The 24,291-nt window shown below is 60.5% G+C and carries 20 protein-coding genes; 9 read left to right on the top strand and 11 right to left on the bottom strand.

Going from position 1 to position 24,291, the window contains the following annotated elements; translation table 11 throughout:
* Positions 1-44: 44 nt before the first annotated feature.
* The 5 genes from rnr (at position 45) to rpmG (ending at position 5,051) form a co-directional block, all read left to right on the top strand.
* Entirely contained in the window at positions 45-2,363 is a 2,319-nt protein-coding gene (gene rnr / locus B9A97_RS19920; protein WP_143530606.1) for a ribonuclease R, read from the top strand.
* Between the two features lie 79 nt (positions 2,364-2,442).
* Positions 2,443-2,898: a DUF983 domain-containing protein gene (locus tag B9A97_RS19925; protein WP_084367518.1), complete on the top strand. Its 456-nt coding sequence runs from the start codon at positions 2,443-2,445 to the stop codon at positions 2,896-2,898.
* Positions 2,895-3,593 carry an NUDIX hydrolase gene (locus B9A97_RS19930; RefSeq protein WP_084367520.1) on the top strand — a complete coding sequence of 233 codons (699 nt, stop codon included), beginning with the start codon at positions 2,895-2,897 and terminating at the stop codon, positions 3,591-3,593. The genes B9A97_RS19925 and B9A97_RS19930 overlap by 4 nt, the downstream gene beginning before the upstream one ends.
* A 12-nt stretch (positions 3,594-3,605) precedes the next feature.
* Positions 3,606-4,790, top strand: coding sequence for an MFS transporter (locus B9A97_RS19935; protein WP_084367522.1), 1,185 nt, complete (start codon positions 3,606-3,608; stop codon positions 4,788-4,790).
* A gap of 93 nt (positions 4,791-4,883) precedes the next feature.
* Positions 4,884-5,051 carry a 50S ribosomal protein L33 gene (gene rpmG / locus B9A97_RS19940; RefSeq protein WP_003547442.1) on the top strand — a complete coding sequence of 56 codons (168 nt, stop codon included), beginning with the start codon at positions 4,884-4,886 and terminating at the stop codon, positions 5,049-5,051.
* A 933-nt stretch (positions 5,052-5,984) separates the two neighbouring features.
* Here rpmG and B9A97_RS19945 read toward each other — a convergent pair.
* Positions 5,985-7,358: a PleD family two-component system response regulator gene (locus B9A97_RS19945; protein WP_084367524.1), complete on the bottom strand. Its 1,374-nt coding sequence runs from the start codon at positions 7,356-7,358 to the stop codon at positions 5,985-5,987.
* Positions 7,359-7,376: 18 nt separating this feature from the next.
* The gene (locus tag B9A97_RS19950) at positions 7,377-7,748 is read right to left on the bottom strand and encodes a response regulator (RefSeq protein ID WP_084367526.1); all 372 of its coding nucleotides are present in this window, start codon (positions 7,746-7,748) and stop codon (positions 7,377-7,379) included.
* A 230-nt stretch (positions 7,749-7,978) separates the two neighbouring features.
* On the opposite strand from B9A97_RS19950, the gene B9A97_RS19955 reads away from it, so the two are divergent.
* The 4 genes from B9A97_RS19955 (at position 7,979) to B9A97_RS19970 (ending at position 11,697) form a co-directional block, all read left to right on the top strand.
* Positions 7,979-8,287: a DUF3572 domain-containing protein gene (locus B9A97_RS19955; RefSeq protein ID WP_084367528.1), complete on the top strand. Its 309-nt coding sequence runs from the start codon at positions 7,979-7,981 to the stop codon at positions 8,285-8,287.
* Positions 8,288-8,290: 3 nt separating this feature from the next.
* Positions 8,291-8,926 (top strand): hypothetical protein, encoded by a 636-nt coding sequence (locus B9A97_RS19960; protein WP_084367530.1) that lies wholly within the window; start codon positions 8,291-8,293, stop codon positions 8,924-8,926.
* Positions 8,927-9,009: 83 nt separating this feature from the next.
* Positions 9,010-10,296, top strand: a complete 1,287-nt coding sequence (locus B9A97_RS19965; RefSeq protein ID WP_084367531.1) for a DNA polymerase IV — start codon at positions 9,010-9,012, stop codon at positions 10,294-10,296.
* A gap of 159 nt (positions 10,297-10,455) precedes the next feature.
* A complete protein-coding gene (locus B9A97_RS19970; RefSeq protein ID WP_084367533.1) occupies positions 10,456-11,697 on the top strand; it encodes a L,D-transpeptidase family protein in 1,242 nt (413 codons plus the stop codon).
* An 85-nt stretch (positions 11,698-11,782) separates the two neighbouring features.
* On the opposite strand, the gene dnaE is transcribed toward B9A97_RS19970, so the two are convergent.
* The 9 genes from dnaE to nuoN form a co-directional block, all read right to left on the bottom strand.
* Entirely contained in the window at positions 11,783-15,280 is a 3,498-nt protein-coding gene (gene dnaE / locus B9A97_RS19975) for a DNA polymerase III subunit alpha (RefSeq protein ID WP_084367535.1), read from the bottom strand.
* Positions 15,281-15,677: 397 nt separating this feature from the next.
* Entirely contained in the window at positions 15,678-16,367 is a 690-nt protein-coding gene (locus B9A97_RS19980) for an ABC transporter ATP-binding protein (RefSeq protein WP_084367595.1), read from the bottom strand.
* Between the two features lie 14 nt (positions 16,368-16,381).
* Entirely contained in the window at positions 16,382-17,692 is a 1,311-nt protein-coding gene (locus tag B9A97_RS19985) for a lipoprotein-releasing ABC transporter permease subunit (protein ID WP_084367537.1), read from the bottom strand.
* A gap of 19 nt (positions 17,693-17,711) precedes the next feature.
* A complete protein-coding gene (gene proS / locus B9A97_RS19990) occupies positions 17,712-19,034 on the bottom strand; it encodes a proline--tRNA ligase (protein ID WP_084367539.1) in 1,323 nt (440 codons plus the stop codon).
* Between the two features lie 475 nt (positions 19,035-19,509).
* The gene (locus B9A97_RS19995; protein ID WP_084367541.1) at positions 19,510-19,779 is read right to left on the bottom strand and encodes a DUF1467 family protein; all 270 of its coding nucleotides are present in this window, start codon (positions 19,777-19,779) and stop codon (positions 19,510-19,512) included.
* 142 nt (positions 19,780-19,921) lie between these two features.
* Positions 19,922-20,326, bottom strand: a complete 405-nt coding sequence (mce, locus tag B9A97_RS20000; protein WP_084367542.1) for a methylmalonyl-CoA epimerase — start codon at positions 20,324-20,326, stop codon at positions 19,922-19,924.
* A 68-nt stretch (positions 20,327-20,394) separates the two neighbouring features.
* Positions 20,395-22,062, bottom strand: coding sequence for a ribonuclease J (locus B9A97_RS20005; RefSeq protein WP_084367544.1), 1,668 nt, complete (start codon positions 22,060-22,062; stop codon positions 20,395-20,397).
* 16 nt (positions 22,063-22,078) lie between these two features.
* A complete protein-coding gene (locus tag B9A97_RS20010) occupies positions 22,079-22,819 on the bottom strand; it encodes a biotin--[acetyl-CoA-carboxylase] ligase (protein WP_143530608.1) in 741 nt (246 codons plus the stop codon).
* Between the two features lie 23 nt (positions 22,820-22,842).
* Complete coding sequence (nuoN, locus tag B9A97_RS20015; protein ID WP_084367548.1) at positions 22,843-24,288, bottom strand: NADH-quinone oxidoreductase subunit NuoN; 1,446 nt, start codon at positions 24,286-24,288, stop codon at positions 22,843-22,845.
* Between the last annotated feature and the right edge of the window lie 3 nt (positions 24,289-24,291).

A 24,291-nucleotide genomic window follows, 5' to 3' on the forward strand; every position in this document is an offset into this window, starting at 1 on the left:
ACCCGTCCCGTCCGTCAGGCAGCCGCAATGGCGAGGAGCGACGCCTGGCGCGGGGCGCGAAAGCCGCGGCCAAAAGCGGAACCGAGACGCCGATCATTCACGGCGCGGTACCGCCGCGCGAAGTGCTGCTGCAGTTCATCGCCGACAATCCAGACCGGGCCTCGAAGCGAGAGATCGCCAAGGCATTCGGCCTGAAGGGCGAGGCACGCGTCGAGCTCAAGGAAGCCCTACGCGGGCTGACCGATGACGGGCTGGTGGAGAAGAACCGCAAGACGCTGAGCCGACCGGGCGCCCTGCCTCCGGTCACCGTGCTCGACATCACCACCCGTGACAAGGACGGCGAACTGATCGGCCGGCCGGCGGAGTGGAACGAGGAACTGGGCGTGGCGCCGGCCGTTGCCATTCGCCAGTCCAGCGCGGATCGCGCCAAGGGCAAAGCGCCCGTGGGTGGCCTGGGCGACCGGGTGCTTGCCAAGATCTTTCCCTCCAAGGAACGCGCCGGGCCTGCCTATACCGCCCGTATCATCAAGGTGCTCGACAAGCATCGCAACGCCCTTATGGGCGTCTATCGCGCCATGGCCGGTGGCGGCGGACGGCTGATGCCGATTGATCGGCGCGGCGAGGAAATGACCATCGACCAGGCTGACGTGAACGGCGCCACCGATGGCGATCTGGTCGAAGTCGAGACGGTGCGCAGCTATGGCCGCCAGGGCCTGAACCGCGCCCGCGTGCTCTCCGTCGTCGGTTCTGTGGCCTCGGAAAAGGCGATCTCGATGATCGCCATCTACGACCACGGCATACCGCACATCTTTCCCCAGCAGGTGCTGGACGAGGCAGAGGCGGCCGAACCCGCGACCCTATCCAAGCGCGAGGACTGGCGCGATCTGCCGCTTGTTACCATCGACCCGCATGACGCCAAGGATCATGACGACGCTGTCTATGCCGAGCCCGATCCGTCACCCGACAATCCTGACGGCGTGATCGTCACCGTCGCGATTGCTGACGTGTCATGGTACATCAGGCCCAAGTCCGCGCTCGACCGCGAAGCGTTGAAACGCGGAAATTCCGTCTACTTCCCCGACCGTGTGGTTCCGATGCTGCCGGAGCGCATTTCGAACGACCTCTGCTCGCTGCGCGAAGGGGTGGATCGGCCGGCGATTGCCGTGCGCATGGTCTTTTCCAAGGAAGGCCGCAAGGCCAGCCACACCTTCCACCGGATCATGATGAAGAGCGCCGCCAAGCTGTCCTACCAACAGGCGCAAGCGGCGATCGACGGCAAGCCTGATGACAAGACCGGACCACTGCTGGAACCGATCCTGAAGCCGCTATGGCACGCCTATGAGATCTTGAAGCGTGGTCGCGACCGGCGCCAGCCGCTTGAACTCGATATGCCGGAGCGCAAATTGATTCTGAAGCCCGATGGCACTGTCGATCGCGTGCATATTCCAGAGCGCCTCGATGCCCACAAGCTGATCGAGGAGATGATGATCCAGGCCAACGTGGCCGCCGCCGAAACGCTGGAGAAGAAGCGCCAGCCCCTCGTCTACCGAGTGCATGACGCACCGTCGCTCTCCAAGCAGGAGACGCTACGGGAGTTCCTGGCAACGATCGGCTTCTCCATGGTCAAGGGCGGCGGGCTGCGGTCCAACTCGTTCAACGGCATCCTGGCGAAGACGGTCGATACGCCGCACCAGACCATGGTCAACGAGATGGTGTTGCGCTCGCAGAGCCAGGCGATCTACAGCCCCGACAATATCGGCCATTTTGGCCTGAACCTAATGAAATACGCGCATTTCACCTCACCGATCCGTCGCTATGCCGACCTCATCGTGCATCGTGCGCTGGTGGGCTCGCTGGGGCTTGGCGAAGGCGGCATCACGCCGGAGGAGGAAGCTGCGCTGGAGGACATCGCAGCGGAAATCTCCACCTTCGAACGGCGGGCCATGGCGGCGGAACGCGACACCGTCAATCGGCTCGTTGCCCACCATCTTGCGACCCGCATCGGCGATGAATTCGAGGGGCGGATTTCCGGCGTTACCAAGTCGGGCCTGTTCATTGCCCTGCCGCAATTTGGCGCAGATGGCTTCATACCGGTTTCCACGCTGGGCCGGGATTACTATATCTACGACGAAGCCCATCAGGCGCTGTCGGGAGAACGGACCGGCCTCGGCTATCAATTGGGTGACACGGTCGATGTTAGGCTGGTCGAGGCGGTGCCGCTTGCCGGTGCCTTACGCTTCGAAATGCTGAGCGAAGGCCGCAAGATGCCTGTGGCGACGCGGTCGTTTCACAAGTCCAGTCGACGCGGTGCCGGGTCGGCAGCGCGCAAACCCGGCACCCGGCCGCCACGGGGGCGACGGTAACGGTCAGGTCATCTCAACCTGTTAACAAGAGAATGCTCAGATTGCGGCGGTTTGCGTGATCGGCAAGAGAGGAAGTAACATGGTGAGCGAGAACAGCCCTCCGGTGACCCGGTTTGGAGACGACGGCCAGACGGAAAGGCCGCTTGGCCGTTCAATCATGCGCGGCATTGCCAATCGCTGCCCGCATTGTGGCAGCGGCCGCCTGTTCCGCGCCTATCTGAAGCCGGTGGATCAATGCGCAGCCTGCGGCGAAGAACTGCATCACCAGCGTTCCGATGACCTGCCGCCCTATATCGTCATCATGATTCTCGGCCACGTGCTGGTCGGCGGATACATGGCGACGGATCTCGTGTTCCCGGCCTCGACCTGGATTCATCTCGCCATCTGGGTGCCGATCGGCATCCTCACCTCTCTGCTGACGATCCAGCCGGTCAAGGGCGGCGTCATCGGCCTGCAATGGGCGCTCAGGATGCACGGCTTTGGCGGCCATGAGGATGGACCGGAGGAATACGGTCCCAAGAAGCCCGGCGCATGACGCCCAATCCGTTTGAACAACGGCCCAAGCGGGAAGCAGGTGCGGTGAACCTGCGCCCGAAGGATGCCGCGACCCTGCTCCTGGTGGACAGGAGCGGCAGTTCGGCGCGTGTGCTGGTGGGTCGCCGTGGCGGTGGCCATGTCTTCATGCCGGACCTCTTCGTATTTCCCGGGGGGCGCCGCGACCGGACGGACAGCGCCTTGCCGTTCGACACCGATCTTCATCCCGAGGTTCTGGACCGCCTTGCCAGCGCGGGCGATGCTGCCTCCGTGCGCCGCGCCCGCGGGATCGCCATGGCAGCGGTGCGCGAGCTTCACGAGGAGACGGGGCTCACCATCGGCCGCCTGGAGCCGTGTGAGCCGTCCAGCCGGCTCTGCGCGAGCCTTTCGAGCCTTCGTTACGTGGCGCGTGCCATCACCCCACCTGGCAATGTCAGGCGATTCGATACCCGCTTTTTCCTGACCTTCGTGGACGAGGTCGGCGTCGATCCTGCGTCGGTTCGCAGTTCGGATGAATTGCAGGACCTGCAATGGGTCGATATGGACGCCGCGACCGCCCTGAAGATGCCACCCATCACCCGGACTATTCTCGATGACGTGAAAAAACTGATGTCTGCCGATCCGTCTTTACCGTTTGGCAGTGCTGGTCCGTTCTACTACTTACGCCATGGCCGTCTTCAACGCGGCAGCATCTGAGGACACGTCCCCATGTCACAGCCGTTGAACGGCTCCCCGTCTCATCCTGAGGAGATCCACTGGCCTTCGCTGGTCGCCGCGATCTCCGCGATCACTGCCGTCGGCATCGCCATCGGTCTTGGCCTTCCCCTTCTCAGCATCATTCTTGAGAAGCGCGGCATCCCGTCGACCCTGATCGGCCTCAACTCGGCCATGGCCGGCGTCGCCGCGATGATTGCCGCTCCGATTACCACAAGGCTTGCCCATGAGTTTGGGGTGGCACGCACCATGCTGTGGGCGGTCGTCCTGTCGGCGATCAGCGCACTCGGCTTCTATTACGCCGAAGCCTTCTGGATGTGGTTTCCGCTACGAATCGTTTTCCACGGCGCGACGACAACGCTTTTCATTCTCTCGGAATTCTGGATCAATGCCGCCGCGCCACCATCGAAGCGCGGGCTGGTGCTCGGCATCTACGCCACTGTCTTGTCGATCGGCTTTGCAATGGGGCCGCTGATCTTCTCGGTGCTCGGCAGCGATGGCGTTCTGCCGTTCGCGGTTGGCGCCTGCGCTATCCTGCTTGCTGCCGTGCCGATCTATATCGCGCGTCGCGAAAGTCCCGCGCTGGACGATAAGCCACAGCAACACTTCCTGCGCTATATCTTCCTCGTACCGACCGCCACAGCGGCCGTCTTCGTCTTTGGCGCGGTGGAGGTGGGTGGATTATCGCTCTTCCCGATCTACGCGACCCGCATCGGTTTCGGCGAAGGCGAGGCCGCGCTGCTGTTGAGCATCATGGGGGCGGGCAACATGATCTTCCAGATCCCCTTAGGGATGCTCTCCGACCGCATGACGGACCGCCGCACCCTGTTGTCGATCATGGCCGTCATCGGGCTCTGCGGCTCGCTGCTGTTGCCCTGGCTAGCCGGAAACTGGTGGCTCATGGCCCTGGTGCTACTGTTCTGGGGCGGCAGCGTCTCCGGTCTCTATACGGTCGGCTTGAGCCATCTGGGCTCCAGACTCACAGGATCAGACCTCGCTGCAGCCAATGCAGCCTTCATCTTCTGCTATGCCGTGGGCACGGTCACCGGTCCCCAAGCGATCGGCGCTGCCATCGATATCTCCGGCAATCACGGGTTTGCCTGGGCTATTGCAGGGTTTTTCTTGCTCTATGTGCTGGTTTCGCTGGGTAGACTGCTTTTCCAGCCCAAACGGGCTTGACTTTTCGGGCGCGATTTGTAGTTTCGCGCCAGAATTTGCCGTGGACATCTTCGGCCGTCCACGGCTTGATTTTTTATAAAAGGCAGAACGACCATGGCGAAAGCAACGACAATCAAGATCAAGCTGCTGTCGACGGCCGACACGGGTTTCTTTTACGTCACGACGAAGAACAGCCGTACGATGACGGACAAGATGACCAAGACCAAGTATGACCCGGTCGCCAAGAAGCATGTTGAATTCAAGGAAACCAAGATCAAGTAAGATCTTCATTCCTGACGGTATTTAAAAAGCGCGTTTCCTTCGGAGACGCGCTTTTTTCGTGCCCGCGATTGCCGTCGCCACACATGGACGGGTTCACAGGTCCCGGAAGATGCCAAAAAGCAAAAGGCACCGCTATCCCAAGATAGCAGTGCCTTTGCGAATGGGGGTCGACCGGCATACAATAACGGCACGAGGAACCGTATTTGAATTTGTACGCCAGTCGACCGACCCCACGACCCAGGAGATGCGGCGGACCTGAGCATCATGGGGTATCTGGTGATTTCTTTTGCATCTGTTGTTTTTGTTGTCCTAAGGTTTGCCCATAATGGAAAAAAAATCAACAATTTCTTAACCGTGGCCAATTTTGGCTGTGACTATGGTTAAGATCAAAGTCCAAAAAAGGGCCACTAAGCTTGACTTCCGGATAGCAACCCAAAAACAGAATAACCTCTCTCGAAGAATAAACTGGAAAATCCTAAGAATAATCGGCATAGCGACCATCACGGTACAACATCCACGAATATATCGACAAATTTCGGCAAACGAGGCCCGCACCCGACATATTGTCTATGCTTGACCACAGCGGACTATGACAATCTGGTGTCCACACATGTGGAAAAAATAGCCGAAATTTAGAAGACAATAATGTTCCGGTACTTGAAAATCCCGAAAAATCGCCAGTCAGCGCGCTTCAACGCGCCGGCTGAGCCAGACGAAAATTGCCTGTGAACAAGTTAGCCGAGCAGCCGCTACAGGCAATCACTCAATTCGGGTGATTGACTTTCCCCGGAGGTATTCGGGGCGAATCAGCGCCATGGTCAAAGCGGCATGCTTCGAGATAATCACTTCCATCTTGCGGATTCGACTTGGGTGCTGCATGGCGGTGGTCAGTGCCAACACGGCGCAATTGTGCGTTCATGCATACATTGGGCTTCAGGCGGCTGCCGCCACGACGCGGTTGCGGCCGCCATTCTTCGCTTCGTACAGTGCCCGGTCGGCCTGCTTCAGCAACTGCTCAGGCGTCTCGATGCCGTCCGATATCGTGGCGATCCCCATGGAGGCCGTCAGGCTGAGTGCGCCTGCGCCGGATTGAATGGCGAAAGGCTTGCTCTCGATGATGCTGCGCAGACGTTCCGCCACGGAGGCTGCGACATCTGCCGAGGTATCCGGCATGACCACCACAAACTCCTCCCCGCCATAGCGGCAGGCCAGATCGGCGCCCCGAACGGTCGACCTGATGCGGCTGGAGAATTCCTTCAGCACATCATCGCCCGAATCGTGGCCATAGGTGTCATTCACGCTTTTGAAGCGGTCGATATCGGTAATGCAGATCGACAGCGGCCGATTGCGCGCCTTGGCGCGATTGAAGAGCATCTTCAGATGGCTGTCGAGATAACGCCGGTTATTCAGTCCCGTCAGGCCATCGGTGACGGCAAGCTCGATCGTTTGTTTGACGCTCGTCCGAAGCCGGTCGTTGAACCGCTTGCGACGGATCTGTGTCAGCGTGCGCGCCACCAGTTCGTTTGGATCAACAGGGCGGGCAATGTAGTCGTTGACGCCGAGATCGAGCGCCCGGACGGTCATCTGCTCATCGCCCTGGTCGGTGATGATCAGGACCGGAATGAATCGTGTGCGTTCCAGCGATCGCAATTGCGAGCACAGCCGCAACGGATCGTAGTCATCGAAATTGGCGTTGACGATCACGAGGTCGTAGGCATTCTCTGCTGCGTCAAACAGGGCCGCTTGCGGGTCGGACATGGCAACGACGTCGGCGATCGGCTTCAGCGTCTTGATGAGGCGCTCCTGGGAACTGCCGCGGCCATCGACCAGCAGCACCTGCCCGGCCTCTTCCATTCGCCCGTCGCCGACGCGGCCGAGGTCCTCCATGCCGATGTTGTGCGCGGTTTCCGCACGGATGCGCAGTTCGTCGCTCAGCGTCTTCAGCCGCACCAGGCTTTTCACCCGCGAGATGAGCTGCAGGTCGTTCACGGGCTTGGTGAGAAAGTCGTCGGCGCCGGCCTTGAGGCCGCGCACGCGATCGGATGGCTGGTCGAGAGCTGTGACCATGACAACCGGAATATGCGCCGTGCGATGATTGGCCTTCAGACGCTCGCAGACCTCGAAGCCGTCCATTCCCGGCATCATGATATCCAGGAGAATGAGATCCACCTGTGTCTTGTCGCAGATATCCAGCGCCTGATAGCCGTTTTCGGCCGTCAGCACGTCGAAATACTCCGCAAGCAGCCGCGCCTCCAGCAGCTTCACATTCGCTGGAATGTCGTCGACGACCAGGATTCTAGCAGTCATGAAGCTCGCCCTGCCCTCTTACGCATCGCCCAAATAGGTCTTGATCGTCTCGATGAATTTCGGCACCGAAATCGGCTTGGAAACATAGGCCTCGCAACCGCCCTGGCGAATGCGCTCCTCGTCGCCCTTCATGGCGAAGGCCGTGACGGCGATCACTGGGATGACATGAAGTTCATCGTCTTCCTTCAGCCATTTCGTCACCTCAAGCCCTGAGACCTCCGGCAACTGGATATCCATGAGAATAAGGTCGGGACGGTGCATGCGCGCCAGGTCGAGCGCCTCCATGCCGTTCCGGGTCTGGACCGTTTCATAGCCGCATGCCTCGATGAGATCGCGGAAGAGCTTCATGTTGAGCTCGTTGTCTTCGACAATCATCACCTTCTTGGGCATTCAGTCAGTCCTTGGGTACCCGTGGCCTCCGGCGCAAAACAAACAGACGGCCGGGACGTTTATCCGGCAGTCGGCCACATCAGCGCCATCGTGCTCATGACCTGCCCTGGCTCAACGTTCCCTCCGGTCAAAAATGCCGGTAGGAAGCCCGTTGACCACTGACAGATCGTGCTTTTCCTCATGGATATGGTAAGGTCATTTGGTTGAGAAAACGGTAACCCGCTCGAAAAATGCACAAAAGCCTTACGACACCGAAACACAATCGCAAAACTGCGGAAGACATGGCAATCAGCGTTCTTGGCTGGCTGGCCGGTGAACCTGAATTGCTCGGCCGTTTTCTGGCTTTGACGGGTATTCAGCCGGATCAACTGCGTCATGCTGCTGCCGATCCGGGATTCCTTGCCGGCCTTCTGGACTTCCTGATGGAACACGAGCCGACACTCATGGCGTTCTGCGCGGCGACGGACAGCAAGCCGGAAGACGTTGCGGCGGCGGCGCACACCTACTCCCGCCCGCATCTCGACTCCGGCGAATACTGAGGCATGGACGACATAACAGCCGATATCGCACTCAGCGAGCGTCCGCTTATCGTGTGCGACGTGGATGACGTCGTGCTTCAGTTTGTCGGGCCGTTCCAGTCCTTCCTGCAGGATCATGGATACCGATTGCTCCCTCGGTCCTTCCGGCTGCATGGCAATATCGTGTCTGCCATCAACGAACAGCCTGTGGACCATGCTGATGTAACAGGCCTGATCGCCGGTTTCTTCGATAGCCAGGAACGCTGGCAGGTGCCGATCGCCGGTGCCGCCGAGGCCCTGCAAATGCTGTCCAGCGACGCCGACGTGGTCTTTCTCACGGCCATGCCGACGCGATACTTCGCGCAACGCCGTCGACTGCTTGATTCCCTCGGATTTGCCTTTCCATTGATCGCGACCGAAGATGCGAAAGGGCCGCTTGTGGCCAGGCTGCACGCCAGCCGCGAGCACAAGATCGCCTTCGTGGATGACATGGTTCACAATCTGCATTCGGTTGGCCAGCACAAATCCGATTGCCTGCTGGTGCATCTGCCGCCCATCTCCGAGATCCATCGCTTCGCGCCGGAGACGCCGGACACGGCCCGACGCGCCGGCGACTGGAGCGAGGCATCGACGCTGATCCGCGATCATTTCGGCTGCTGACGTCCTTCTGCGCATGGTGCCGTTCCACTTGAATAGATTCAGGCTAACGCGTATCGTCTGAATGTTCAACTTTTGTTCTCACCATGGCACCGTCAGACAGCGCATCTCCGGGATTTTGTCGCGACTGCCTTGACGCGCAGCCTGTCGGTCGGCGGCGTTGCTCGGCCTGTGGCAGTCCGCGGCTTGTCTATCATGACGAACTCTTCCAATTGACCCTCGCGCATATCGACTGCGATGCCTTCTATGCCGCGGTGGAAAAGCGCGACAATCCCGAACTGGCCGACAAGCCTGTCATCATCGGCGGCGGCAAGCGCGGCGTGGTCTCGACGGCCTGCTATATCGCCCGCATCCATGGCGTGCGCTCCGCCATGCCCATGTTCAAGGCGCTGGAAGCCTGTCCTGAAGCGGTGGTCATCCGGCCCGATATGGAAAAATATGTGCGGGTCGGCCGGCAGGTGCGGCAGATGATGTTCGACCTGACACCCCTGGTGCAGCCGATTTCCATCGATGAAGCTTTTCTCGAACTCGCCGGAACCGAGTTGTTGCATCACGAACCGCCTGCCCGCGTGCTGGCGCGATTTGCCCGGCGAGTCGAGCAGGAGATCGGTATCACGGTATCGGTCGGGCTGTCCTACTGCAAATTCCTCGCCAAGGTGGCGTCCGACCTGCAAAAGCCGCGGGGCTTTTCCGTCATCGGACGCGCTGAGGCGATGGAGTTCCTCGCGCCACGGCCTGTCACGACCATCTGGGGCGTTGGAAAGGCCTTTGCCGCGACGCTGGAGCGCGACGGTATTCGAACTGTCGGCCAGTTGCAGACGATGGAGGAGACCGAACTGATGCGGCGCTACGGCGCCATTGGCCAAAGGCTGTCGCAACTCTCCCGCGGCATCGATCATCGCCAGGTGCATCTGGGCGATGCGGCCAAGAGCGTCTCTTCCGAGACCACGTTCTTCGACGACATCTCGCAACCAGCGGACTTGATCGCGCATCTGCGCTCCCTGTCGGAGAAGGTGGCATGGAGGCTGAAGCGAGCCGGTGTTGCCGGACAAACCGTCGTGCTCAAGCTGAAGACCTCGGATTTTAAGAGCAGGACCCGCAATCGCAGGCTGGATGACCCCACGCAACTCGCCGATCGCATCTTTCGAACTGGGCTTACCCTGCTGGAGCGCGAGGCGGACGGAACGAAGTACCGGTTGATCGGGATTGGCGTGACGGATCTCTGCGACCCGGACCGGGCCGATCCACCCGATCTGATCGATCAGCAGGCCGGCAGGCGTGCAGCGGCCGAGGCGGCCATGGACAAACTCAGGGCCAAATTCGGCAAGGCCACCGTGGAGACCGGTTACACCTTTACCACAAGAAAAAAGTAGGTTGGTAAATTCCGCTTTAACGCCCACAGCCCGAACAACTGTAAAACCACGGAAAATATCACCAGACACATAAACGTGATCGTCGCAGTTGCTTCAAACTTTCCTTAAACTTCGACATATATTGTCCACGCATCTGTTCTGCGTATGGGATGTCTTTCGATGATCAAGTCTGTGGTCATGCTTGCCGGCCTCGTTTCGGCCTCCGTTTTCGCCCAGCCGGCCAGCGCCGAAAGTGGCGGCTCCCTTCAAATCATCGTTTCCAAGGACACCCAGTCGCTGACCATCTATGACGGTGGGCAGGTGGTGGCAAAGTCCAAGGTTTCGACCGGCAAGGCCGGGCACACCACACCGTCCGGCATCTTCTCGATCCTGGAGAAGAAGAAATATCACGAGTCCAACCTCTATTCGAACGCGCCTATGCCCTGGATGCAGCGTCTGACCTGGTCCGGCATTGCGCTGCATGAAGGCAAGGTGCCGAACTATCCGGCCTCCCATGGTTGCGTGCGTCTGCCTTCGGAATTCGCCCGCACGCTCTTCCAGATGACCGAGCGAGGGGCACACGTCATCATCTCCGACCGGGAGATCACGCCCTTCTCGATCAACCACGCCGCCCTGTTCAAGCCGGAACTGCCGGCGGAAGACGGCCAGTTGCTGTCGGACGCCCAGCTGCGGCCTGCGACCATCGACCCGGCCCTCGCCCCGACCGAGGTGGCGCTTGCCACGCTGCCAAAGGCCGGCGCCAGCGCCAAGGTCGTGCTGGAGGATATCCCGCCGCTGCGCATCCTGATCACCCGGCGCGGCATGCGCGAAACGGTGCTGGATGCCCAGGCGCTGTTGAATGATCTCGGTTTCGACACCGGCATTCCGGACGGCCAGATCGGCAAGCAGACCATCTCTGCCATTAACGGCTTCAAGCGCTGGAAGGGTCTGGAGACCAAGGGTGAACTGGTCACGGCAGAATTCCTCGAAAAGCTCTATGCCAGTGCCGGCAAGGGCGAGCCGCCGCTCGGCCAGATCATGGTGCGCCAGAAGTTCAAGCCGATGTTTGAGGCCCCGGTCACGATCCACGATCCGGACCGGGCGCTTGGCACGCACTTCTTCGAGGCCACCAAGGTCAACCGCTTCGGCGGCAAGGCCGAATGGCAGGCGCTCACCATGGAAAACCACATTTCGCCCACGACCATGAAGATGCTCGGCATCACCGATCAATCCGGCGTCGATGGGCCGGATGCGGCGGCGAAGGCGCTGGACCGGATCACCATTCCCGACAATATCCGCCGCAAGATCAATCTGCTGATCTCTGAGGGCGCGTCGATCACGATCTCCGACACCGGGCTTGGCCCGGAAACCGGTGACGGAACCGATTTCATCACCGTCACCCGCAAGGCCCCGCGCGCCTGAGGAAACCCATATCCACCGCCTGCAAAGACACCCCGCGCCCAAATCGCGGGGTGTCTTTTTGTGTCAGGATCATCCGTGTCGAGTGTTACACCAGTTCCACATCAATCACGCCCGGTGCTGACCGCATGGCCGCGGCGATATCAGGCGAGATGCGGTATTTCTCATTGAGTTCCACCTCGATCTCGCGCCGGCCATCCTCCTTGATGACGATGAAGGACACAAGCCCATCGCCCTTGGTGTTGAGATGGGCGGCGACGGACCGCAGCGGGCCGGAATCGCGCACATAGACGCGCAGCGCCTTCTGCATCTGGATGGATTTCTCCTCCAGCGACTGCACCGAGTTGATACGGAACGATATGCCTTCCGGCCGCATCTCCGCCTCGACGCCGACGATGAAGGATTTGCCGACCTCCAAGAGGTCGCGATACTGATTGAGGGTCTCGGAGAACATCACCGCCTCGAATTGGCCCGACGCGTCCGAGAAGACAACAATGCCCATCTTGTTGCCGGTTCGGGTCTTGCGCTCCTGTTTGGAGATGACGGTACCCGCAAGCTTGCCCGGCGTCTTGGCGCCCTTGGCCGCGTTGACGAAGCTCGCGAAGGTCTGGACGCGCATCTTTTCCAACAGGCTGGCATAGGCATCGAGCGGGTGGGCGGAGAGATAGAAGCCAAGGACCTGGAATTCGCGCTGCAGCTTCTCGGATGCAAGCCAGGGGGAAAAGGCCGGCAGGCTGATCGTCTCCGGTCCCGTGGCGCTGCCGGAGCCGAACATGTCGGACTGGCCGCTCACCGCATTTTCCTGGGCACGCTGGGCATAGCCGATGATGCGGTCGAGACCGCCGATCAATTCGGCCCGATCATGCCCGAAGCAATCGAAGGCACCGGCGCAGATCAGGCTTTCGAACACGCGGCGATTGACCTGTTTGGGATCGATCCGGGTGCAGAAATCCTCGATGCTTTTGAACGGCGTATCGCCCCTGACCGCGACGATGTGATCGACCGCGGCCTCGCCGACGCCCTTGATGGCTGCCAGCGAATAATAGATGGCGTTGTCGCCCGTCTGGAAATGGCGGAACGAGGTCTGCACCGAGGGCGGCACGATCTTAATCCCCAACCGCCCGGCATCACGACGGAAATCGTTGAGCTTTTCGGTGTTGGACATATCGAGCGTCATCGACGCGGCGAGGAACTCGACCGGAAAATGCGCCTTCATATAGGCCGTCTGGTAGGAGACGATGGCATAGGCCGCAGCGTGGGACTTGTTGAAGCCGTAATTGGCGAACTTCGCCAGCAGTTCGAAGATGTTGACCGCCTGCGGTTTCGATACGCCATTCTTGATCGCGCCATCAACGAAGCGTTCGCTCTGCTGATCCATCTCAGCCTTGATCTTCTTACCCATGGCGCGGCGCAACAGGTCGGCCTCGCCGAGCGAATAACCCGAAAGAACCTGGGCGATCTGCATGACCTGCTCCTGGTAGACGATGACGCCCTGCGTTTCCTTCAGCAGGTAATCGATCTTCGGATGGATCGATTCGATTTCCTCCTCGCCGTGCTTGCGGGCGTTGTAGGTCGGGATATTCTCCATCGGGCCGGGGCGATAAAGCGCCACCAGCGCGATGATGTCTTCGATGCAGTCGGGACGCATGCCGATGAGCGCCTTGCGCATGCCGGCACTTTCCACCTGGAACACGCCGACCGTTTCACCGCGGGCCAGCATCTCGTAGGTCGGCGCATCATCGAGCGGCAGCGCCGCAAGATCGACGGTCGAGCCGCGCGCGGCGGCAAAATCGACCGCCGTCTTCAGCACCGTCAGCGTCTTCAGACCGAGGAAGTCGAACTTGACCAGACCGGCCTGCTCGACCCACTTCATGTTGAACTGCGTGACCGGCATGTCGGAGCGCGGATCGCGATACATCGGCACCAGCTTGGAGAGCGGCCGATCGCCGATGACGATGCCGGCCGCATGGGTCGAGGCATGCCGATAAAGCCCCTCGATCTTCTGGGCGATATCGAGAAGCCGGGCGACGACCGGTTCCTCTTCCGCAGCCTCCTGCAGCTTTGGCTCCTCCTCGATCGCCTTTGACAGCGGCGTCGGGTTGGCGGGATTGTTCGGCACGAGCTTGCAGATCTTGTCGACCTGGCCATAGGGCATTTCCAGCACACGGCCGACGTCGCGCAAGGCGGCACGGGCCTGCAGCGAACCGAAAGTGATGATCTGCGCCACCTGCTCGCGGCCGTATTTCTGCTGGACGTAGCGGATCACCTCTTCACGGCGATCCTGGCAGAAGTCGATGTCGAAGTCGGGCATCGACACGCGGTCGGGATTGAGGAAGCGCTCGAACAGCAGCGAGAAGCGCAGCGGATCCACGTCCGTAATCGTCAGGGCATAGGCGACCAGCGATCCAGCGCCGGACCCGCGGCCGGGTCCAACCGGGATGTCCTGCTGCTTGGCCCACTTGATAAAGTCGGCAACGATCAGGAAGTAGCCGGGGAACTTCATCTTCTCGATGACGCCGAGTTCGAAGTCCAGCCGCTCGCGATAGTCCTTCTCGGTATAGCCGGCGGTCATACCAAGCGTGGCAATGCGGTGCTCAAGCCCTTCGACCGCCTGGCGGCGCAATTCCTCGGCCTCCGCACGCTCCGCTTCCTCGCCATCGGCGCTGCCGCCGGTAAAGCGCGGCAGGATCGGCTTGCGGGTATCGAGCACGAACGAACAGCGGCGGGCAATTTCGACCGTATTCTTCAGCGCCTCCGGCAGATCGGCAAACAGCGCGCACATCTCGGACCGGCTCTTGAGATAGTGGTCCGGCGTCAGGCGAAAGCGACTGTCATCCGAGACGATCGCGTTATGCGCCACCGCCATCAAGGCGTCGTGCGCGTCATAATCGGCGCGGCTTGGAAAAAATGCCTCGTTGGTCGCAACCAGCGGCAAATCGTGCTCATAGGCAAGTGCCACCATGCGACGCTCATGCTGGCGATCATAGCTGCCATGCCGCTGCAATTCGACATAGAGGCGATCACCGAACAACTGCTTCAGCCGGATCAGCCGTGCCTCAGCCTGCGCCCTCTGGCCACCCGCAAGGGCCACGTCGACGACGCCGCCGCGTGCACCGGTCAGGGCAATCAGGCCGTCCGTACCGCCCTCCTCCAGCCAGGATGCGCAGATATGCACCGCCTGACTGTTATCACCATCGAGATAGGCGCGACTGACAAGATCAACCAGCCGTTCATAACCCTTGCTGTCGGACGCCAGGATCACGATGGAGGGATACGCCGCCAGGGAATGCTGGCCGCTGCGGCGCTCCTCGCCCCCATCCTCCATGTCGATCGACAATTGGCAGCCGACAATCGGCTGAAGGCCGTCCGACAGCGCCTTCTGCGAAAATTCAAGCGCGACGAACAGATTGTTGGTGTCGGTAATGGCAATCGCCGGCTGCTCGTCGGCGACGGCCTTTCCAAGGATCTTCTTCAGCGGCAAAGCGCCTTCCAGAAGCGAATAGGCCGAGTGAACGCGCAGGTGCACAAACCCAGGCGATCCGCCCGCATTTGATGCCGTCGCCGTTTTTTCACTCGCCTCAGCCATCCGCCTACAATCCCTGCACTGAATCAACAGGCGCAAGTTTCGGCTTATGGGCTGAGGAAGTCCAGACCCGAATGGAGGTCAGCAGGGTTGTCGACAGGAAGCTTGCGTCAGAGCGCCATCGCAATCAACGATAGGCTGGTGACGAACATGGCAATGGAGGCGAATGCGGCAATATCACGAAGAATTTCGGTCATGACGTTCTCCTTATCCCTTATGTTTTTATTTTGTTCCCTTTAAGTTCTCGTGTCAACACAAAAATAGCTTTTGACATCTCGGATCGAGACAGCACAAACGCTCGGCGTTCCCCATATGATCCTTGGGGCGCCGCCACGTGTAGATGAGAGATGGACGTGTCGTTGGGCCAAAGCCCAAACGCGTGCCGAACGACGTGCCCCGCTCAGGCGGTGAAGTCGATGATCCGGCCGTCCGATATGGTCACGCAGCGATCCATGCGCCGGGCGAGATCGTGGTTATGGGTGGCGATCAGCGCCGCCAGTCCCGATTGCCGCACCAGGGCCTCTAGCGCCGAAAACACGTAGGATGCGGTATCCGGGTCAAGATTGCCCGTGGGCTCGTCGGCCAGAAGCACCAGCGGCGCGTTTGCCACGGCGCGTGCGATCGCGACCCGCTGCTGTTCGCCGCCCGACAGTTCGGCCGGGCGGTGATCGCCGCGGTGACCGATGCGCATATAGTCCAGCAACTGGCTGGCGCGCTCCTCGGCCTCCTTGCGCGAAAGGCCGGCAATTAGTTGCGGCATCATAATATTTTCGAGGGCGGAAAATTCGGGCAGCAGATGGTGGAACTGGTAGACGAAGCCGATCGACCCGCGACGGATCGCCGTGCGTTCATCTTCCGACAAAAGTCCGCAGTCGGTGCCGCCGATCGTCACTTCGCCGCTATCAGGATGCTCCAGAAGGCCGGCAATGTGCAGCAGGGTGGATTTACCCGTTCCAGACGGCGCAACCAGCGCCACGGTCTCGCCGCGCCTCAGGGAGAAGTTCACGTCCTTGAGGATGTTGAGCACGGTCTCGCCCTGCCCATAATGGCGTTCGACGCCGGTCAGCGAGAGCACGGTACGGCTTTGCATCGGCTTGTCGTTCCTCATTCGTATCGCAGCGCCTGAACAGGGTCGAGCCGGGATGCCCGCCAGGCCGGGAAAATGGTGGCGAGGAACGACAGCGACAGGGCCATCGCAACCACAGACATGGTTTCGCGAACGCTCATTTCCGCAGGCAATTCGCTGAGGAAGTAGAGCTCGGGGTTGAACAGCACGGTGCCGGACATCCAGGAAAAGAACTGCCGGATGGATTCGATGTTGAGACAGACCACCACCCCGAGCAGCACGCCGGCAACCGTGCCGACGACACCGATGGCCGCACCCGTCATGAAGAAGATCCGCATAATCGACGCGGAGCTCGCCCCCATGGTGCGCAAGATGGCGATGTCACGCCCCTTGTCCTTAACCAGCATGATCAGACCGGAGATGATGTTGAGCGCCGCCACGATGATGATCAAAGTCAGGATCATAAACATGACGTTGCGCTCGACCTGCAGTGCCGAGAAAAATGTCTGGTTGCGCTGGCGCCAGTCGGTGATCGCGACCGGGCGACCGGCGGCCTCCTCGATCTTGGGCTTCACCTCATCGACAAGTTCCGGATCGGTCAGGAACATCTCGATCGACTGGACTATGCCCTCGACGTTAAAATAGAGCTGCGCCTCTTCCAGGGGCATGTAGACGATCGTGCCGTCATATTCCGACATGCCGATCTCGAAGATGCCGGAGACATTGTAGCTCTTGACGCGGGGATTGACCCCCATTGGCGTCACGTCGCCTTCCGGCGCCACGAGCGTGATCTTGTCGCCCTGCTGCAAGCCGAGCTGGAAGGCCATGCGCGAACCGATGAGAACCCCCTGCCCCGCGGCAAAACCGACCATGTCGGCGCCTTCCTTCAGCGTGGAGGAGACGGCGGTCAGCTTGCTCAGATCCTCGGCACGGATGCCGCGGACCAGCGCCCCCGTGCCTGCACCGGCGCGGCCCTGCGCCAGCGTCTGGCCCTCGACCAAAGGCAAGGCCATGGTGACGCCGGGGATGGCGCTGAACTTCTCCGCCAGTTGCGGATAATCATTCAGCGGGCTGTCGAAGGGTTGGACGATGATATGGCCGTTGATGCCGAGGATGCGGGATATCAGTTCGGTGCGGAAGCCGTTCATCACGGCCATGACGATGATGAGCGTCGCAACGCCCAGCATGATGCCGACGAAGGAGAAGCCGGCGATGACCGAGATGAAGGTCTCCTTGCGCCGCGCCCGCAGGTAGCGCCACGCCACCATGCGTTCGAACACAGAAAACGCGCCGGCGGACGGCCCCTTGGCCGAGCTATCCGCCACTGTTCCGGCGACCTTGTCGTTCATATCGCCTCCTCGACGATGTTCAGCCGATCAGCCGGTTCAGTGCGGCCTCGATCGTCATGGTTTCGCGGGCGCCGGTCTTGCGATCCTTCACCTCGACCTCGCCACTGGCCACGGAGCGCGGACCGACGATCACCTGCAGCGGCACACCGATGAGGTCAGCCGTAGCAAATTTCGTTCCCGCACGGTCGTCCGTGTCGTCGTACAGCACGTCCTTGCCGGCGTTGTTCAATGCCTCATAAAGCCGGTCGCACGCGCCGTCGCAGGCCGCGTCACCAGACTTCATGTTGATCACGACGACATCGAAAGGCGCAACCGAGGCCGGCCAGATGATGCCGTTCTCATCATGGGAGGCTTCGATGATGGCAGGAACAAGGCGCGTCGGGCCGATGCCATACGAACCCATGTGGACAAGATGTTCCTTGCCATCGGGACCCTGGACCTTGGCGCCCATCGGCTCGGAATATTTGGTACCGAAATAGAAGATGTGGCCGACTTCGATGCCGCGGGCCGAGAGCTTGTTGCCATCGGCGATCGCGTCGAAGGCGGCGGCGTCATGCATCTCGGAGGTCGCCGCATAGAGCGATGTCCACTTGTCGAACACGCCCTGCAGCGCGGCCACGTCGTCAAAGTCGGTGTCGGCTGCGGGGATATCGAAATCGATGAAATCCTTGTGGCAGAACACTTCCGATTCGCCGGTATCGGCAAGAATGATGAATTCGTGGCTGTGATTGCCGCCGATCGGGCCGGTATCGGCGCGCATGGGAATGGCGCGCAGGCCAAGCCGTGCGAAGGTGCGCAGATAGGCCACGAACATCTTGTTGTAGGAATGAATCGCATCTTCCTTGGTCAGGTCGAAAGAATAGGCATCCTTCATCAGGAATTCGCGCGAGCGCATGGTGCCGAAGCGCGGACGGATCTCGTCGCGGAACTTCAGCTGGATGTGATAGAGATTGAGCGGCAGGCTCTTGTAGGACTTGACGTAGGAGCGGAAGATGTCCGTCACCATCTCCTCATTGGTCGGACCATAGAGCATCGGGCGCTCCTGGCGATCCTTGATGCGCAACATCTCTTTGCCATAGGCCTCGTAGCGACCGCTTTCCTGCCAGAGTTCGGCAGACTGCAGGGTCGGCATCAACAATTCTATGGCGCCAGACCTGTTCTGCTCCTCGCGGATGATGGCGTTGACCTTGTCGAGCACGCGCTTTCCGAGCGGCAGCCAGGAATAGATGCCCTGGCTCTGCTGCCGCACCATGCCGGTGCGCAGCATGAGCCGATGGGAGACGATTTCTGCCTCCTTGGGGTTTTCCTTGAGGATGGGCAAGAAGTAGCGCGAGAGACGCATAAGGGCTTCCATAAAAGTGGCGGTCCGCAAGCGCGGAATCAACCGGGATAAGACTGTATTTGGGTGCGTTAATAGCCGGTTCCCGCCCGGATGAAAACCCGCATTGCACATCGCGCAATCACGTCAACCCACTGCAATTAACAGGAATATGGGCAAATGCTCATATTGCACGGCGAGGACGAAAGGCGGCGATATTGCGACTTTTGTGTCAAGAAATTTTTTTTAGATCAGTGTAGCAAAAATGCAAAAAAGTGGGTGACATGGCCCACGCATTAAGCTAGCGTTAGCACATAAAAGAGGCATGGAGATTAATTTCATGTCGTTTTCGCGGTCAAGTCTTGGGAGGATCAGATCTTAGGCGCGCGCAGTCGCAGCCCCTTAATTGGTGAAGGATCACGCGAAACCTAGAGACAAGGCCCCCGGGCCTTGTTTTTTTTTGGCAAGGAATCAAGCCTTTATCGAGAGATTTTGTTGGTCAGCCGAAATCGGGAACCATGCGCGGCAGGCTGTCGATGCCAATGCCGAAATAGACGTCGGCGATATACCATACCACATAAATGAATGCAGAGATCAAGGTTGTCAGTGCCACAACCCGCAGCCCGCGGAACCTGGCGGGCGCGCTTTCGACGCTGCCCGGCACGACGACATTGTCTTCAGCCTGGGTGCGCATGCCAATCGGCAGAACGGCAAAGAGCGTTATCCACCAGATGATGAAGTAGACGGCAAAGGCCGAGACATATTCCACGGTGGTATTCTCCTGAAGCTTTCCTCCGTCCGCGTGCCCCTGACAGCGGCTTGGCCGTCTGACAGTCGGCGCGGCGGCGTTATGTACGCGCAACGCTTATAAGCCTAGGGAATGATGATCTCCAAGACCCTGCAGCGGATTGTCACACCTGTTCCAGCTCGATCAGGGTGCCGTAGAAATCTTTGGGATGCAGGAAGAGGACCGGTTTGCCGTGGGCGCCGATTTTCGGCTCACCCGATCCCAGGACGCGGGCACCCGAGGCCTTGAGCTGGTCGCGTGCCGCCAGGATGTCGACCACCTCGTAGCAGATGTGATGCATGCCGCCGGCCGGATTTTTCTCCAAAAAGGCCGCTATCGGCGAGGCATCGCCCAGGGGTTCCAGCAGTTCGACCTTGGTGTTGGGCAGGTTGACGAACACGACGGTCACCCCGTGTTCCGACAGGGCCTGGGGGGCCGTGACCTCCGCCCCCAGTTGATCCCGGTAGGAGGCTGTTGCCGCCGTGAGATCCGGCACGGCTATCGCCACATGGTTTACCCGTCCGAGCATCTCAACCTCCGTCAAATCGCGCCACGGCTTTGTCGCTCTATCTACGACAGGGCCAAGCCAGCCGTCACTCAGACTTTCGTCAGGAACACGGTGACGATCGGCTTCTTGCCCCAGGTCTCGTTGGCGGTGGAGCGCACCGCACGACGGATCGATTCCCGCACGGTTTCAAGGTCCTTGCGGCGGCTGCGCGGAATGCTTTCCACGGCGCCCAGCACGGCGTCATAGAGCGTGTCCTCCATGTCCTCGCCTTCGTCGTCAAAGGCGGGCAGGCCCACCAGTGCGACGTCGGGATCGCCGAGGAACTCATATTTGCTGTCCAGCAGCACCGAGACCGCGACATGGCCGACATAGGAGAGCTTGCGGCGTTCGGCGATGCCCATTTCCTCAAGGTCGCCGAGCAACTTGCCGTCCTTGAACACCCTGCCGTGATGCACCTCTTCCACAACCTCGACCGGGCCGGGAGCAAGGCGCAGCATGTCGCCATTGCGAACACGCGGAACGGTCGGAATGCCGGCCTGCAGCGCGAGCTCGGCCTGCGCTATCAGATGGGCTGCCTCGCCATGGACTGGCACCAGGATCTGCGGCCTTACCCATTCATACATCTGCAGCAATTCGCTGCGGCGCGGATGGCCCGAGACATGGACCAGCGCTTCATTGTCGGTGATGATCTGAATGCCCTGTTCGATCAGACCATTCTTGATCTCAAGGATCGCCTTCTCATTGCCGGGAATGGCGCGCGAGGAAAACACCACGACGTCGCCTGAGGTCAGCGCCACATTGCGCATCTCGTCGCGGGCAAGTTTCGCCAGTGCCGCGCGCGGCTCGCCCTGGCTGCCGGTCAAAATGACCACGACCTTGTCGCGCGGAATGAAACCGAATTCGTCTTCCGCCAGGAAGGGTTTCAGGCCCTGCATCAGGCCGAGATCATCTGCCACCGCGACGACGCGTTTCAACGAGCTGCCGAGCAGCAGCACTTCGCGGCCGGCCGCTTCCGCAGCCTGGGCGATCGAGCGGATACGGCCGACATTCGAGGAAAACGTGGTGACGGCAACGCGGCCTTCGGCCGTCTCAATGATCTTGCGCAGTCCTTCGGAGACTTCCTGTTCGGAGGGCGAGACGCCGTCGCGCTGGGAATTGGTGCTGTCACACATCATCGCCAGCACGCCTTCGTCGCCCAGCGCGCGGAAACGGGCCTCATCGGTGAGCGGGCCAAGCGAAGGCGCAAGGTCGATCTTCCAGTCGCCGGTATGGACGACATTGCCGAGCGGGGTGCGGATAACAAGCGACATCGGCTCGGGGATCGAGTGATTGACACCGACCGCCTCAACGCTAAACGGTCCGACATTGACCGTGTCACCGGCCTTGAACGGGGTCACTGGAATTTCCGCGCGGCTACCCTCGTAGTCGCGCTTCGCCTCCAGCATGCCGGCGGTGAAACCCGAGGCATAGACCGGGACATTCAGGCCCGGCCACAGATCGTTCAGGGCGCCGTAATGGTCTTCATGCGCATGGGTGATGAAGATGGCCTTGAGGTTGTTGCGTTGCTTCTTGATGAAGCTGATATCGGCAAGGACCAGATCGACGCCCGGCAGATCGGGGCCGGGAAAGGTAACCCCGCAGTCCACCATGATCCATTGACGATGGTTTGGTGCTCCATAGCCGTAAAGTGCGAGATTCATACCGATCTCGCCGACGCCGCCGAGCGGCAGGAACACCAATTCTTCTGTCTTTGCCATTATGCCGATTTCCAATTCATGCGAAAAAGACGTCGCCGGCAGCAATCGCCATGCGTCCGTCTACGCCCCGGTCCAGGATAAGCATGCCCTTATCATCAATTCCGACAAAATATCCGGAAATCGTTCTGTCGGGGAGATTAACATTGATTTTCTCGCCGATGCCACAGGCAGACCGGCGCCATAGCGCCGCAATCTGCGCCACCCCTTTGCCCCGGTCCCAGATGGCGAGGACGTCCGCCATGGCGGCGAACAGCCGCGCGAACAGCTCGTCCGGCGAGATGCCCGCCCCGTGATCGGCCAGCCGGGTCACGGGATAGGCCGTCTCCTCGGGCATGGCGGTGATGTTGACGCCAATGCCGATCACCAGCGCATGATCACCATTCGCAAGGTTTTCGCCCTCGAGCAGAATGCCGCAGGTCTTACGACGGCCGATCAGGATGTCGTTCGGCCATTTGATCTCCACCGGATCACTGCCTGCGGGCACCACACTGCGAACTGCATCGTGCACCGCCACCGCCACCGCGAGAGGAAGCGAGCCGAGAAGAGCGACCGGGCTTGGATTGATCAGGAGAAGAGAGGCGTAGAGATTGCCGGGCTCAGAGGACCACGGACGACCGCGGCGGCCGCGGCCGCCGGTCTGGCGGCGGGCGGTAATCCATAGCCCGCTCGCCTCCCCCGCCCGAGCGCGGGCGAGGCATTCGCTGTTTGTCGAAGCAAGCGTATCATGGGCCTCATGCCGAAAGTCATTGAGCGACAGGAGGTTATGTCGACTGCCTGAACTCAATGGAAAAGTGTCTTCGCTGCGGCCTCCGCCGCCGTACCCAGAGGTCCGCCGAACAGCACGTAGGCCGTGACGAACAGACCGGACAGGCCGAAGAAGAGCCTGAGCTCACCTGGAATGCGGGTAAATTCGCTCTTGGGCTCATCGAACCACATGATCTTGATGATCCGCAGGTAGTAGTAGGCACCGATGACCGAGGCCAGCACGCCGATGATGGCCAGCGCGTAAAGCTTCGCCTCGATTGCTGCGATGAAGACGAAATACTTGGCGAAGAAGCCGGCCAGCGGCGGAATGCCGGCAAGCGAGAACATCAGCGCGGTCAGAACCACCGCCATGAAGGGCTTGGTGGACGACAGGCCGGCGAGGTCCTCGATATTCTCGACGCTGCCGCCATCCTTCTGGCGCATCGCCATGATGCAGGCAAAGGTGCCGATGGTCATGACCAGGTAGATGGTCATGTAAAGCACCACGCCTGACACGCCCGAGGCCGAGCCGGCGGCCAGACCGACGAGCGCATAGCCCATGTGGCCGATCGAGGAATAGGCCATCAGGCGCTTGATGTTCTTCTGGCCGATGGCGGCGACCGAACCCAGCACCATAGAAGCAATGGCGATGAAGACGACGATCTGCTGCCATTCGGCAAAGACCGGCTGGAAGGCACCGATGACGATACGAACCATGATCGCCATGGCGCCGATCTTCGGAGCAGCAGCCAGGAAGGCGGTGACCGGGGTCGGTGCGCCTTCATAGACGTCCGGCGTCCACATGTGGAACGGCACAGCCGAAATCTTGAAGGCAAGACCGGCCAGAACAAAGACCAGACCGAAGATGAAGCCGAGTTGCGGTTCGCCGGTCTTCAGCACGGCGGCGATTTCCTCGAAACCGGTATTGCCGGTGAAGCCATAGACCAGTGACATGCCGTAGAGCAGCATGCCGGACGACAGCGCGCCCAGCACGAAATATTTGAGGCCGGCTTCCGTCGAACGCAGACTGTCGCGGTTGATGGCGGCCACGACGTAGAGCGCGAGCGACTGCAGTTCCAGCGACAGGTAAAGCGAGATCAGGTCATTGGCGGAGATCATCAGCATGATGCCGAGGGTCGCCAGGACCAGCAGGACGGGAAACTCAAAGCGATCGAGATGGTCGTAGCGGGCGTGGCCAACCGCCATCAGCATCGTAGCGATCGAACCGACCAGGGCCACGATCTTCAGGAAGCGGGCAAAGCCATCCGAGATAAAGGCTCCACCGAAGGCGGCACCTTCGGCAGGCAGGATCAGCGAATAGATGCCGGCAGCAATCAGCAGGGCAACCGCCAAGCCGGTTACCGTCGTCGTCGACTTGTCGCCAAGGAAGACACCGAGCATCAACAGAGCGAGCGCCCCGACGGCCAGGATCAGTTCCGGTCCAATCAAATGCAGGCTTGCGAGGAGTGTTTCAGCAGTCATGTG

Source organism: Rhizobium sp. RU36D (assembly GCF_900176345.1).
Taxonomy (GTDB): Bacteria; Pseudomonadota; Alphaproteobacteria; order Rhizobiales; family Rhizobiaceae; genus Allorhizobium.